General features: G+C 37.3%; 12 protein-coding genes. 4 read left to right on the top strand and 8 right to left on the bottom strand.

Going from position 1 to position 14,878, the window contains the following annotated elements:
* Positions 1–118: 118 nt before the first annotated feature.
* The 6 genes from chvE to V7108_RS03860 form a co-directional block, all read right to left on the bottom strand.
* Positions 119–1,195: a multiple monosaccharide ABC transporter substrate-binding protein gene (gene chvE / locus V7108_RS03885; protein WP_335516679.1), complete on the bottom strand. Its 1,077-nt coding sequence runs from the start codon at positions 1,193–1,195 to the stop codon at positions 119–121.
* Between the two features lie 212 nt (positions 1,196–1,407).
* Positions 1,408–2,640: a response regulator transcription factor gene (locus tag V7108_RS03880; RefSeq protein ID WP_420489088.1), complete on the bottom strand. Its 1,233-nt coding sequence runs from the start codon at positions 2,638–2,640 to the stop codon at positions 1,408–1,410.
* 19 nt (positions 2,641–2,659) lie between these two features.
* Entirely contained in the window at positions 2,660–4,453 is a 1,794-nt protein-coding gene (locus tag V7108_RS03875) for a sensor histidine kinase (RefSeq protein ID WP_335516685.1), read from the bottom strand.
* A 22-nt stretch (positions 4,454–4,475) separates the two neighbouring features.
* Positions 4,476–5,486: a substrate-binding domain-containing protein gene (locus V7108_RS03870; protein ID WP_335516689.1), complete on the bottom strand. Its 1,011-nt coding sequence runs from the start codon at positions 5,484–5,486 to the stop codon at positions 4,476–4,478.
* A gap of 192 nt (positions 5,487–5,678) precedes the next feature.
* On the bottom strand, positions 5,679–6,521 hold the full coding sequence (locus V7108_RS03865) for a VOC family protein (RefSeq protein WP_335516692.1): 843 nt from the start codon (positions 6,519–6,521) through the stop codon (positions 5,679–5,681).
* 50 nt (positions 6,522–6,571) lie between these two features.
* The gene (locus V7108_RS03860; RefSeq protein ID WP_335516695.1) at positions 6,572–7,306 is read right to left on the bottom strand and encodes a sulfite exporter TauE/SafE family protein; all 735 of its coding nucleotides are present in this window, start codon (positions 7,304–7,306) and stop codon (positions 6,572–6,574) included.
* 283 nt (positions 7,307–7,589) lie between these two features.
* Here V7108_RS03860 and V7108_RS03855 point away from each other — a divergent pair, with 283 nt between their 5' ends.
* The 4 genes from V7108_RS03855 (at position 7,590) to V7108_RS03840 (ending at position 11,471) form a co-directional block, all read left to right on the top strand.
* Positions 7,590–9,206 carry a PhoX family protein gene (locus V7108_RS03855; RefSeq protein WP_335516698.1) on the top strand — a complete coding sequence of 539 codons (1,617 nt, stop codon included), beginning with the start codon at positions 7,590–7,592 and terminating at the stop codon, positions 9,204–9,206.
* Between the two features lie 214 nt (positions 9,207–9,420).
* Positions 9,421–9,609: a twin-arginine translocase TatA/TatE family subunit gene (locus tag V7108_RS03850; RefSeq protein ID WP_335516702.1), complete on the top strand. Its 189-nt coding sequence runs from the start codon at positions 9,421–9,423 to the stop codon at positions 9,607–9,609.
* A gap of 66 nt (positions 9,610–9,675) precedes the next feature.
* Entirely contained in the window at positions 9,676–10,401 is a 726-nt protein-coding gene (gene tatC / locus V7108_RS03845; protein ID WP_335516706.1) for a twin-arginine translocase subunit TatC, read from the top strand.
* 281 nt (positions 10,402–10,682) lie between these two features.
* Positions 10,683–11,471, top strand: a complete 789-nt coding sequence (locus tag V7108_RS03840) for a metal-dependent hydrolase (RefSeq protein ID WP_335516709.1) — start codon at positions 10,683–10,685, stop codon at positions 11,469–11,471.
* 607 nt (positions 11,472–12,078) lie between these two features.
* Here V7108_RS03840 and V7108_RS03835 read toward each other — a convergent pair.
* Both V7108_RS03835 and V7108_RS03830 read right to left on the bottom strand, forming a co-directional pair.
* The gene (locus V7108_RS03835) at positions 12,079–12,795 is read right to left on the bottom strand and encodes a hypothetical protein (RefSeq protein ID WP_335516712.1); all 717 of its coding nucleotides are present in this window, start codon (positions 12,793–12,795) and stop codon (positions 12,079–12,081) included.
* A 218-nt stretch (positions 12,796–13,013) separates the two neighbouring features.
* Positions 13,014–14,447, bottom strand: coding sequence for an IS110 family transposase (locus V7108_RS03830; protein WP_335516714.1), 1,434 nt, complete (start codon positions 14,445–14,447; stop codon positions 13,014–13,016).
* Positions 14,448–14,878: the final 431 nt, after the last annotated feature.

The following is a 14,878-nucleotide window of genomic DNA, read 5'->3' as shown; positions in this document are numbered from 1 at the left end:
AAAATAACTATTCCCGCGTTAAAATCGTCTTTAAGATTTTAACAACCATCGTTACGAAAACTGCATAAATGATTTAGTGGTCTTATGAAAAAACCACTAAATCATTTTCTAGGATTCTCTATTTAAGATCGTCTTCGCTCCAATAACCGCCATCAACTAATACAGATTTATAGTTTTCGATATCAACAGATACAGGCTCTAATAGATAAGAAGGAACGACTTTCTTTCCATTGTCATATGTTTCTGTATCATTCACTTCCGCTTTTTCACCTTTTAATACCGCAACTGCCATTTCTACTGCTTTCTTAGCTAGTTCACGAGTATCTTTAAATACTGTTTGTGTTTGCTCTCCAGCAATAATTGATTTAACAGATGCTAATTCTGCATCTTGTCCTGTAATTATTGGAAGCGGCTGGCTGGCAGAACCGTAACCGATTCCTTTTAATGAGGAGATAATTCCGATACTAATACCATCGTATGGTGATAGAACTACGTCCACCCTTTCAGAAGCATAGTTAGCACTTAATAGGTTATCCATTCTGGATTGAGCAGTAGCCCCATCCCATCTTAAAGTGGCAGCTTGTTCGAATGAAGTTTGTTTACTCTTTACGACTAATTTTCCAGATTTAATATATGGCTGTAAAACTGACATTGCACCATCAAAGAAGAAGTATGCATTATTGTCATCCGGTGAACCTGCAAATAATTCAATGTTGAATGGGCCTTTTCCATCTTTTAATCCTAATTTTTCTTCAATGTAAGTACCTTGTTGTACACCGACTTTAAAGTTATCAAAAGTTGCATAGTATTCAACGTGCTCTGTGTTTTTGATTAAACGATCATAGGCAATTACTTTAATTTTCTCATCGTTAGCTTTTGATAAAACGTCTGTTAGTGCTTCACCATCGATAGAAGCAACCACTAGTACGTCGACACCCTTTGTGATCATGTTTTCAATTTGGGAGACTTGGTTTTCAACAACATCTTCTGCATATTGTAAATCTGTTTTATATCCTAATTTTTCAAACTCCTTTACCATGTTGTCTCCATCATGTACCCATCTTTCAGAGGACTTTGTCGGCATTGCAATTCCTACATAACCTTTTTCAGCGTCACCAGAAGATTCTTTACTTCCGCATGCAGCAAGTATGAACATCATGGTTAACAACAAGATTAATGAGAGCATTTTCTTCATTAGTCTTCCACTTCCCTTTTAAGTAGTTTTTATGAGTCAGGGTGTTTTCCTGTCTCTAAAAAATAATAACAGTACATCCAAATCCAGTCTTTTCAATAAAATGACTATTTTTATAAAAAATTAACATTTTTTAAACGCTTACATTTTAAACGCAAAAAAGAGCTACTAAAAAATAGTAACTCTTGTGGAAAAGTTAAAATAATGGCAGCTCATTATTTTTCAATAGACTGCAGCGTTAATCCTTTACGATATTGGTTCGGAGACACCCCTACAAATTTCTTAAATGCCGTACTAAAATAATGCTGAGATGCATACCCTGTCTGCTCTGCAATCTCAACCATATGCAGATCCGTTGTATATAATAGTTTAATAGCTTTCTCGATTCTCTTTTGGGTAACTAAACCGACAAAGGATGTCCCCAGCTCTTGTTTAATCGTCCTGCTTAAATAGACAGGTGATACTTGTAACAGCTGGGCAACCATTTCTAATGTAAAATCAGGATTTGTAAACGATTCAGTAATAATATTTTTCGCCCTTCTTACGATAGGAGAAACAGGAACTTCAGCATATACTTTCTTTAAACAGCTTTCATAAACAAAAGGAACATTATCAAAATCCCCTGTGACTGTTTCCGTATGAATTGTAACCGATACGTCTAGATAGTTTTGAATGTTCTTTTCGAGTGTTAAAAATAATTCATCGTACTCATGTCCCCATAATAGGATAAAAAGTAACCCAGAAGAGGGGTCACCAAAAACGAGCCTTGGTTCCTTTTCAAATATTTCTAACACAATGTTCTTTACCCCAAATAGGATTAATTCTTTATCCGACTCTGTTATAAGCTGCTGTTTACTTTCAAATTCCTGACTTCGGATACAAGCTAGCAAATTGGGCCTTTCCTCGGGGAGTCCCCAAAATTGCAACTGTTCCTTGATCTTTTCTCCTGTAAAGCTCCTAGCTATCCAGTTTCTGCAAAACTGCTCTTGAATAATAAACGTATTTTGTACTATTTGATTAGAAGCAACCTTTAAAAACTTCCTTTGAGCAGCCAAAGATTTAAGTGCTTCACCTATTTTTTCAAGGATATCCGTTAAATTATCGGGTTTAATAGGCTTTAAAATATAATCATCCACTTGTAGCCGTAATGCCTCCTGAGCGTACCGAAATTCATCATATCCAGAAATAACTACTACTCTACAATGCGGCAGGCTTTTGCGAATATTTTTAATTAATGTTAATCCATTCATAATTGGCATATTTAAGTCAGCTAAAAGAATATCAATTTCATATTTTAGCGCTAATTCTAAAGCTTCTTCCCCATCTTCTGCTTCTGCTGCAACCTCCATTCCAATTTCATTCCATTGAATCGAATATCGAATGCCTTCTCTAATTATCGGCTCATCATCCGCAATTAAAACCTTTAAATACTCCTGCAAATATAACACCCCATTATGTCCATTGTTGTCATTGCTCGGTATTTATTGGAAGTAGAATTTTTACCATTGTACCTCTTCCCTGGACACTTTCAACACTTATTCCATACGGGTCCCCAAAGGTTAATTTAATTCTGGCTTGTACATTCATGACTCCGTAACCGATAGCTTCCCGATTTCTTGTTTCTTCAAGACTATCAAAAGAAACAGCCAAACTTTCATTTAATCTGCAAAGTCTTTCCTCGGGTATTCCTACACCATCATCTTTTACATAAATGACTAAATTCCCTTCAGCTACTTCACTAGTAATAGTAATATATCCAGGTCCTCGCCGTTCCTTAATCCCATGATAAATTGCATTTTCCACAATAGGCTGCAGCACTAGTTTTACAACTTTTATATTGTTTAGTTCAGGATTTATTGAAATACTATAATTCAATTTATCCTTATATCTTGCTGTCTGAATTTTAAGATAACTATAAATATGTTCAATTTCATTTTCTAATGAAATGATGTCATTTCCTTTGCTTAGTCCAATTCTAAAAAGCTGTGATAAAGATTCCACTAGTTCCGCAACATCCAATGCCCCTTTTTTCCGAGACATCCAATTAATCGTATCGAGCGTATTATACAAAAAGTGTGGTTTAATATGCGCTTGAAGTGCCTGTAATTCTGCCTCCCGCTTTTGCCGGCCCTGAATTTGCATTAAGGAAATAAGCTTGTTAATTTGTTCAATCATCGTATTAAAGCTTCTTCCTAACATACCAATTTCATCCGCACGATTACCCCTATAACGAGTTGATAAATCTCCTGATTCTACCTTTTTCATAATTCTATTTAATTGATTTATAGGCCTAGACATCGAATAAGACAAATAATAGGAGGCACCAATACCAAATGCAAAAACAATAAATAAAAAGCTAATAACATAAAAGTTAACTTGTCGAACCTCCATAACAGATTCCGTTGTAGAAAATACCCCGATTGTCGTCCAATTCGTAAAAGGAGACTTCCTATAAATAAACTGCATGTTTTTCCCATCTATTTTTTTTGAGAATGAGTTTGGTGAGTCTTCTTTAAACCAATTTAGCTGAATCCTATCTACTAGCGATTCCTGCGGGGAATAAATGACCTCACCCTCATCATCAATAACCATCAAATAACCTGATTTACCTAAACGAACATCCTCAATTATTTCCGAGATTACTCGTAATTTTAAATCGATTAAGACGACACCAATCACCTTTTCCGTTTCAGGATCTACTATTGCTCGTGCACCTGCAACAATTTCATTATCTGTATAATTGATATGAGATTTCAAGCTTCTGTCTGCAGGATGGCCAATAAATTTAAAAATGCCTTTATTCTCTACTGCGTCTTGATACCATCTTTCTTCCGTCAGTGATTTGATATTTCTGGGATACAACTCGTTACTAAGATACTTACCTTCATTATTTACCACAAGGATTCCTGCAATTTCAGGATTAACCGTTGTGAAACCTTGCAAGAATTTCTTAAGTTGATAATTATCATTTGAACCCTGATATTCCTCACCTTGTAGAAAACGAATAATATCTGGATTGAAAGAGATTAAATAAGAGACATCCTGCATAGTTTCTCCGTAAGATTCTAGTGACTTATTTGCCTGCCCAATTAATTGGAGTGTATGCTCAGATGCTTGTTTTTCAATAATTTTATCTACTGCGATACTTACTAAGGAACCAAAACCTATAGAAGGGAGAATACTAATTACAAGTAATAGCACAATTATTTTGGAACGAATTGGTAAATCATTTATTTCAAATGATTTTACTTTTTTCAACATTATCACTCTTTTCTAAGTTGCCTTACTTCGCATAATAGCTGTCAACATTCTCTTTTGTCACAACTGTTATACCCGTGTCCATTTTCGGTGGTGATTGATTATTGGCTATGGACTGGGCACTTTTCGGTTCAATTAGTCGATGTTTAAGTTCAAACAAATATTGTAATGACCAAAAACCCATATTCCAGGTCCCCTGAGCTATTGTGGCGGATATGGCTCCTTCTTTCACCATATCTAAAGTTTGTTTATCCGTATCGAAACCAATAATTGTTACTTGTTTGTCTAAATTTAGAGTTTTCGTTGCTTTAGCAACCCCAACACCGCCATTTGCCTCTGTTACAAACACACCTTTTAAATCAGGATGTTCTTTTAAAATATCAACCGCCAAATTTCCTGAAACTAACTCATCACCTTTTCCGTCTTCAATCGCTACCACTTCAATATTAGGGTACTGCTTCTCCACGGTCTCTTGAAATCCCCTCGTGCGATCCATGTGATTTTGTTGATTTGGTAAGGAGATCACGGCGACCTTACCACTATTGTCTATTAAATCAGCCATTTTATGAGCTACTGTAACACCTGCATTATAATTATCAGTTCCTAAAAAGGAATAAGCTCTACTGTCGGGTGCATCAGAGTCAAACATGACAACAGGAATCCCTGTATTAATAGCTTTGTCAATGGTTGCACTTAGCGCATCTGGGTGCATCGAAGAGATTGCAATCCCTGATGGTTTCCTAGCTATTACCTGTTCAAGAACTGTGATTTGCTCATTCACGTCATATTGTGTTGCTCCTCGATATTCTACGGATACATTTAGTCCTTGTGCAGCATCCTCAAATCCTTTAACGACATTTTTCCAATAATCAATTCCAACTAGGAATGTAACCATGACATATTTTTCATCTATATCCCCCTGTAGTCCTTCCCCTTTCCAATTAGAACTTGCAGTCAATTCCTGTGATTGATAGTTTACTAAATATATAAGAAAGGCACTGATTAAAATAACATAAACGAAAATAAGCTTTTTCACTTGAAACCCCTTTCAAAAAACTATATTTAAAGGATTTAGCAAAATCTATTATACAATGTTTCCTGCCATTTGCGATTAGTATATTATTGAAATGTTGCAACTTGGTGTTATATTTTGATTATTCCCAAATAAAAAAGAGACATTAGGTTACCCCAAGTCTCTTTTCATCTTTAAATTGCTAGAAGTTAATTTTCATTTTAACCGTATTTGATTTCCTGATGGATCGCTGGTTAAATAATAATCCGCTTCTTTTTGTGTAGGGAAGCCTAATAGCTTTAGTTGTTTGACAGCACTTTCTCTTATTGCCTCATCCGGAAAGACGAGTGTATACCAATGTAAACCAACACTATTTTCTGGCGGTGTAGCTGCTCCCACTCCCTGCCAAGTGTTAATGGCAATATGGTGATGGTAACCGCCTGTTGATAAAAAGACCGCTTGTGGATAATGGCTTACCACTTTAAATCCGAGTCCTTTTGTATAAAATTCTTCTGCCTTCTGTAAATCTCCCACGTGGAGGTGAATATGGCCCATGATTGTCCCCGCAGGCAAGCCCGTCCATTCTGCATTACTTTCAGCTAATATCCCATTTCCATCGAGTTCTACCGTAGCCATATCCACTAACCCATTATTCCAAGTCCACTCCTTTGAAGGGCGATCCCGGTAGACTTCAATCCCGTTTCCATCAGGATCGGTAATATAAAGTGCTTCGCTAACATAATGATCGGCAGCACCGAGCGGGTATCCAGTACTAAGAAAATGACGTAAGAAGACGGATAAATCAGCACGGCTAGGAAGCAAAATGGCAAAGTGATAAAGCCCCGACATTCGCCCTTCTTTTGGTATCACATTTTCAGGCTGTTCAAGTGTAAGTAATGCAGTTTTCCCATCTGTGGTTAAAACTGCTTTCTGATCTGTTTTTTCTAAAACTTGAAAACCAATTAAGTTTTGATAAAAAGTTAATGCCCTATCTAAATTTTCCACTTTGAGCGTAACTTCGCCCACATAGATATTGGGTTTTTGATGAAAACCTTCCATTGTCTAGATCCCTCCATTTACCTTATTATTCAACAATCCATAAAAGTAATTCAAATTATCTGTTCGACAGCGATTTGAATAATAAGCGCAGCTGTTACAAAACGTAAGATGACTTTTACCACAATCGGTTTCAGCTTTTCAGCTAACCGTACACCGATTTGCGCACCAGTCAATGAGCCAAGGAGAAGGGCAATTGTAAATGGCCAAATAATTTTCCCCGAAGCGATATACGAAATTGCTGCCCCAAAGCAGCTTGAAAAAGTGGCAAGACGGACAAGACCCACTGCGCGAATATACGCGATATTCAAAAAGTCAAATAAATACAGCATAAGCGTTCCCTGGCCAGGTCCGAACAGTCCATCATATATCCCAATTCCATAAAGCCCCGTGATACTGATCTTATTCATTTTTAAAGGCTCTTTACCGGTGAAATTTCCTTTTCCAATAAACGATGTACCGAAGGCGAAAATGAGTAGAACGAGTGCAATGATAAACATATACTCTCCTGACAGTTTGGAGGCAATGAATCCGCCAGTTATCCCGCCGCCTAGACTAACGGGGATGATCCAACATGATTCCTTAAGGGAAATTTCCTTCTTTTTCAATAGGTGATAGAAGCTTGAAAAGGAACTAATCGTATTCGATACCTTGTTTGCCCCAATTGCAGAGTGAACGGGTATCCCCAAAATCAGCATAGCAGGAAGGCTAATTAACCCGCCTCCTCCAGCCAGAGTACCGAGTGTAGTGGCACAAATGCCGATAAAGAAAAGGAAAATGTACTCCATTTGGCCCACCTCCTGTTTGTTAATTACAGTATAATCCATCCATATCCTTCAAGAAATTTGTTATTTTTAATGAAAAAGAATAAGAAAATCTTATCAATTGTATAAACTATATCTTTCGTCATTTAAATCGGCCTTTTTGACCATTTTTCTAAAATTTACAGATAATTAAAACACTTTAAAACTTCTTAACAAATCTTTACACTCCCTTAATTAACATTGAAATCGGGACTGCCTATAATCATAAGTGAAGTTATTAAACCAGCTAAAAAGGGAGAATGATTAAATGGATCGCCGTTTATTTTTAACATATGTTGGAAGCAGTACTGCCGCACTGGTTGCCGCTTCATCAGGAATTGGAGCTTTAACCGGAAACGCTATGACTGGAAACCATTTACAGAATGGACAACCATCGGGTAAGGGCAAATCACTTACTTCACCATTCAAACCAATTAGTCGCACCTGGGAAAACGATGTGGTACTTCCAAATGGATATGACTATTCGATTATCGCTTCCTATGGAGATGTCATTAACTCAAAGGGCGAGAAATTTGGAGATGCCGCTGACCTTACAGTCTATTTTCCTATTGATAGTTTAAAAGGCGGAAACAATTCCGAAGAAGGCTTAATCTGGGTGAATCATGAGTTCCCGGAACCAGGAAACTATATGAAAATGTTAGGAATCAATGAATCTACTTTTAAAAAGGAAAATCTAGCAAACTATCCTGAGCTTCTTAAAATGGAAAAAGAAGCAGTCGGCGGATCTGTTATTCACGTTAAGAAAGAAAAAAATGGATGGAAGCTTGTAGTAAATGATACATACAATCGCCGAGTTGATGGCAATACTCCGATTGAATTAACGGGTCCAGCCCGCGGAAGCAAATATGTAGCAGGTGCTACAAGTGTTGTCGGCTCATTAGGCAACTGCTCTGGCGGTCGTACTCTATGGAATACCGTTCTTTCCTGTGAGGAAAATACAGAATATGGCGATGACTATGGCTGGCCGAATTTTAACGATAATCATTATGGCTGGGTTGTAGAGGTGGATCCGTTTGATCCTGCTAGACCTGTTCGCAAGCATACTGCCCTTGGCAGATTTGCACATGAAAATACAGCAATGGGCTTAACCAATGATGGCAGAGTTGTAGTATACATGGGTGATGATAAAGGTGACGCGTGTTTCTACAAATTCATCAGCAATAAGAAATTCAATCCTGCTAGTCGTGAAGCCAACTTCGATATTTTAGAAAGCGGAACTTTATATGTGGCCAATATGAAAGATCAAAAATGGGTTGCGCTTGACTATGCAACAAATTCTACTCTTCAGAAACAATTTGCTGACCAAGCGGATGTTTTAACAAATGCACGTGCAGCAGGTCTTGCCGTTGGCGGTACGAAATTAGATCGTCCGGAAGATGTAGAAATTCATCCTCATGACGGCACTGTTTTCTTAGCATTAACAAACAACACTGGTCACGGTAATTTCCATGGTCAAATTGTTCGCTTTGTTCCTGCAAATGGCGACCATGCTAGTGAAGCCTTCACATTTGAAGTATTTGTTGCTGGCGGACAGCAAAGCGGGATTACTTGCCCAGACAATCTTCACTTTGACAGCAAAGGGAACCTATGGGTTGTTGAAGATTTTGGTGCATCCGAAACGAATCAATATGCTGCTTATAAAAACTGTGGTGTGTTCATGATTCCAACTGATGGAAAAGAATACGGGGAACCTTTCCAATTTGCCTCAGGTCCAAAAGGCAGTGAACTAACAGGTCCATGGTTAACTCCAGATGAAAAAACATTATTCCTAGATGTTCAGCATCCTGAGACCTGGAATCCATACCCTGGTCAAACCTTTGGACGCTCTTGTTTAGTAGCTGTCCAAGGCGGTAGCTTTAAATAAGATAATGCGAAAGGAGTCCATTCTCACCATGTTTGTATGTTCCAACCACGTAAAGGATGCCTTGGGGCTTATGTATGTTCCACACATTAAATTGATTCCTGAGGAAGAAGGCAATCGCTGCCATCTTTGTAAGTGCAAAGCAAAATATAAGCTTTTTCAATATTGCTACCAAAGGAATTTGACAAGAAAAGCTATGTAAAGGAGGTAACAATCCATGCTTCAAAATATCGGCATACCGGGATTAATTCTCGTTTTAGTGATTGCCTTAATTATTTTCGGACCATCCAAATTGCCTGAATTAGGCCGTGCGGTTGGTTCCACACTGAAGGAATTTAAGAAGTCTACCCGCGATCTTGTTTCAGATGATGAATCTGATAAGGTGAAGACTAAAAAAGAGATATAAACTATTTCTTAGGAAGATGTAGGCAGAATCAGGTGCTTGCATCTTCTTTTTTAAGGAGGATATATAATGGCTAAGCCACAGGATATGGATTTGATTGGACATTTTGAAGAATTACGTAAACGTCTTATTATCATACTAGGAACCTTTTTAGTATTGTTTATTTTAGCCTTTGTTTATGTACAAGATATTTATCAATGGATTGTGAGGGATATAGAAGTACAGCTGGCCATATTAGGTCCGAGTGATATTTTATGGGTGTATTTACTGCTCGCCTGTGTCGTATCCATTTCGGGGACGATTCCTATGGCTGCCTATCAAACTTGGCTTTTTGTTCGTCCGGCATTGAAAGAAATGGAGCGTAAAGTAACTTTAGCCTATATTCCAGCTTTATTTTTTCTGTTTATTATCGGAATAAGCTTTGGGTATTTTGTCATTTTCCCAATCGTGTTTCAGTTCCTTCTTTCCTTATCTGAAGACATGTTTATGACCTTTTTCACCACAGAAAAATACTTTCAGTTTTTACTGCATATGACCCTGCCATTTGGATTTTTATTCGAACTTCCCGTGGTGATCATGTTTCTGACAAGTTTAGGAGTCTTGAACCCTTACAGATTGCAAAAGATTCGTAAATACTCCTATTTCGTGCTTATCGTAACAGCCGTCTTAATCACGCCGCCTGATTTACTATCAGACGTTTTGGTCATCATCCCGCTCATCTTTCTATACGAGTGTAGTGTATTACTATCGAAGGTGGTGTACCGCCGGAAACAAAAGGTCAGCTTGGCTGCTTAGTTTTTTAGTATTGAATTAATTTTTTTGGATCTTAAAGACAAATCTCTTTAATGCTGCTAGAGTTTTGTCTTTAAGAACCCCGATTGAGGACAAATCCCTCTAACACTACTATTCGTTTTGTCTTTAAGAAGCTCGATTAAGGACTAATCCTTCCAACACAACTATTCGTTTTGTCTTTAAGAAGCTTGATTAAGGACTAATCTCTTCAACCCCCCTGTTCTTTTTTTCTATTATGAAAATAAAATGGTTAAGGGAGTTTTATTTGTTTAGGAGGAATTGTTATGAAGATCTTGCGACTTGGACATGCGATGTATGTACTAAAAAGTAAGGAAGGGAAAAATTATTTGATTGATCCTTTTTTTGATTTGAATCCTGGTTTTCCTGAGGAGTTAAACACCGCTGACTTCTATCAATCTATTGACTGTGTTTTACTGACACACGGCCATTTTGATCATTCGAGCGGATTATCGAAAATAGTGGAGCACAAACCGGAGATTATGATTATTGCCCAGTATGAATTGGCGCTCATTCTTCTGCACCAAGGGATTAAAAATGTTCTTCCTATTAATTTTGGCGGTTCCGTTTCATTTGATGATGTGACAGTAACGATGGTGCAGGCAAGACACTCCTCCTCCTATGGAGAAACAACGGGTGCTCCGGTATATGCCGGGGAGTCAGCGGGGTATATATTTGATTTTAAAAATGACTATACTCTTTATAATTCAGGCGACACCGCCTTAATGGCAGATATGAAGCTGATTCAAGATGTTTACGAGCCTGAAATCGCCATCCTGTCTTCATCAGGACATTTTACCATGGGACCAAAAGAAGCAGCCTACGCAGTAAAAAATCTATTAAACGTAAAATATGTGATCCCTAGCCATACCTTCCCTACTACTGAAACAGCAGCATCACCCGAATCCTTGGCACAATTATTACAGGCTTTCCCTGTAGTGAAATTCATGATAGATAAAGATAACGAGTTAAAAGAACTCCTAAAGGATTACAAAAAAACAGCCGTAATCCCGCTTGGTTACGGGGAAGAACGAGAGTTTGTTTTAAAAAAATAATGGTGCCTGTCACCAGGGTGACACCTAAAAGGTGTTTACCTCCCGTGGACACTGTCCACCTCAGGCGGACAGTAGTTAAACAAAAAAAGGATACTGCCGCTGGCTAAGTAGAAAACCAGAAATAACATTAGACATAGAGTACTAAATGACATAAGGCTTAGCACTCTATTTTTTGTTGTTAAATCAACGCTAAAATAATTGACTGGATTAAGGTCAATATCGGTGCAAGAGTTAAAGATCCAGCTGCCATTTCTGGTACATATCGTAGTTATCCCCAAAAAAACACATTACTTCACTAATCGATGTTAAACCAGAAGATAAAGATGTGCTGACCGATTTAATTTCAGTGATTCAGAAAGTATCAAAACAAGTAAACGACAAATACGGTGCTTGTACTGTATCAACCAATATAGGTGTATCAAAGCAATAAACATATGCATTGGCACCTTCATTATGGAAATCGTTTATAATATTTAGATGGTACTTGGTGCTAAAAGATAACAGATGAAGATCGCTGCGGCGATCCTTTTTGTTGTTGAACGGGGGTATATAAAATAATGAACAAGTGCCCTCTATATAATGGGCACTTGTTTTAACTGAACAAACTTTAATTTTGATCTAAACCAAGTGTTTGTTTCATTTTAGAAACTGCTTGATCTAATTCCTCATCTTCCACAATGGTTATATCAGTGTCCCATTGTTCTCCTAAAGGTAATTCAAATTGGAAGTTCTCGGCATAGGGTGCTGGACGGCCTAATACATACTCAACAATTTCCTTTGCGATAAAGGCTCTTGCTTCTTCGGGAGTACGTTTACCTGTAACGATTTCATGCATCATATTTAAAGAGAGAGTATTTGCCCCTTCATTATCGCAGTGGACAGAAACTTCACCTTTTGTACGGTCAATAACGATACTACCTTCCAGCTGGGCAACTAATCCTATTTTATCTGCTGGCACATGATAATCAATGAATTGTTCAAGTACGTCAGTGTGGGGCTCAGGGAAATCATGAGGTACCTCATCGCGAAAGGCTATAGTTCGTTTCCAAGGTCCATTGTTATACCAGATTAAACAGCTTGAAGTTGCTTCATTGGGGGGGCCATAAAAATTAATTGTATTTTCAGCCGCCATTTTAGAAGTAGCAGGCCATTCCTCAATAATCTTTTTTGCATCCTCCAAATTAATTAAACCTGTCGAGCCTTTTTCTCTACCATACCCTTTTGCATGTAGCTTTTGATTACTAACCATTGCAGTTGTTGCTAATTTTAACCGATCTTCAGCTGGGGCTTCACTTGCAGCTGTTTTTTGTGAATTATTATCCATTTGCGAATCTCCTCCAATTGAAATAAATATATAGTATATCTTCCCGATTAAAATTAGATTAAACTTCGATTTTACGATAGGGAAAGATTCTACTTAAATGTAGTGTAGTGCTTTATTCAATTTAAGCTAATTCCTAAAAACACAAAATCGCCTTATTTTGAACAAAAAATAGGCGATTTTGTGTTTTTAATAGACTTAGGAGTTTGTTAAAAATATGCCTAATTTTTATTGCCCGTTAAAAGTTGAGGTTCTTTTGATGGATTTTTTAAATAGAGATTATCCATCTTAATACCGCAAGCCTTAGCGTGGATTATCGGATCGTATATCTTTTTGTTTTTTAGAACTGTATAAATAAGAGCTGCTATTTTACCACAAAGATGACCAATCGCCTTTTTCTTATTCATTCCTTCGTTAACCTTTCGGTCATAATATACTTTGAAGACGGTAGGGTGCTTTTGACCGTTTGCTAAAACGATTAAAGCTATTTGATATAGAACTCTTCTGGCATCTCGTACACCACTGTACGTTTGCCTTGTACCAGTTACAGATGTTCCTGATTGCTTATTTTCTGCTGAAACACCAAGATATTTTTTGAACTCTTTATATGTCCTGAATCGTTCAATATCACCTATTACCCCAATTAATGTACAAGCGATATTTTCACTTATGAAGGGTAAAGACATAAGAATCTCAGTGTATGGATGTGGCTCCACACACTTTTCAGGATTTCCCCATAGTAGTGTATGAATCTCTTGATCAATCAGTTTTAAACTCTCTTCAAGCCGTAAGGCTTCTTCTATAACCCATTTTTGCCTTTCTACAAGGTGTTCAGCGGGTACCGCAATCGTATTAGACATAACTTTAGCCAAGGTATTTGCTGCTTTTTTCGCTACGCCCTTTGCTCCAGCTCTAATTAAAGTCTCATATATTTCTTCAGCCGTAGCTTCTTTCATATGAAGCCCAGTAGGATACTGTAAGACTAATTTCATCACTGATGGGCTTGATAGACTTTTAAACGCCTTGTTTAAATCGGGGTGAGTTACTTTTAAAAGTTGTTGCACCTGGTTTTTTCTGCGTGTTAGCTGCACATTTAAATACCAACGATCCCGCATTACTGTACGAAACAAAGATTGAAGAACAGATTGCGGTCTAATAAGTGATACACCCTGCATATGTGGGTGTAACTGCTTATGCCAACCCATATATGACATTACTTTGGCATCCATTGAATCAGTCTTTTCAGAGATACCTAGGTTATTTTTGCGAAATTCACCAACAGCTCTATTCTCAACTTGAAACAGCTCATAGCCTTCGTTTAATAACACCTGTTGGACAAGGTAAGAATAGTGTCCTCCAGTTGGTTCTAATAGAATTAAAAAATCTTTTTTTGTAAGAGAAAATTGTTTTTCAATCTTTTCCAAAGCCTTTAAAAATTCAGCGATTCCAGCACTATCTGAGTTAAATTTCATTGTCTTCGTTCGTTTCCAGGCAATGCCCTTTGGATCTAGGAACGCATCAAATGGAATACAGGAAGCAACGTGAAAACTCGCTCCTATATCAATACCAACATAAAATTGATAAAACTTGCGCTTAGTTTGGTGGTCATTTTGCGTGTCATTTCCATAACTAAATGGAGTAATGGAATCTTTCATCATTTCTCCTCCTAGATGCAGTATGACATATCTGACTATCCAAGTTTCTATTAGAGCTTTATGCCCAGTGTAGTATGTCAGGATTATATCGCCAGATATTAAATCTCATATTTAACACAAGAGTCTAGTTTCCTAGCTCCAACCAACGGTAGAGTTTCAACTGCTTAATATGATATTGTTTTTGTAGTTTGCTCAATATAGTCTATTAACAAAAATTTATATACGACAAAAAACTAAGAATTCCTCCTAATAAAACAAAAAAACCCTGCAAAATATGACAGGATTTTTAATAAATAATTATGTAATTTAAGTGCAGTGCCACTGAAATAGTGGAGTGCCTCACACCAATATAAGAGGTCTAGAATTTTAGCCCCAACTCTAAATGTAGAATCATTTAAAGGTCACTGCACAATTATATTTTACAGCACTTT

It is taken from the genome of Neobacillus vireti (assembly GCF_036962345.1).
GTDB lineage: Bacteria > Bacillota > Bacilli > Bacillales > Cytobacillaceae > Neobacillus > Neobacillus vireti_A.
The sequence above is the reverse complement of the archived record's forward strand: the minus strand, read 5'-3'. Positions and strand labels throughout refer to the sequence as shown.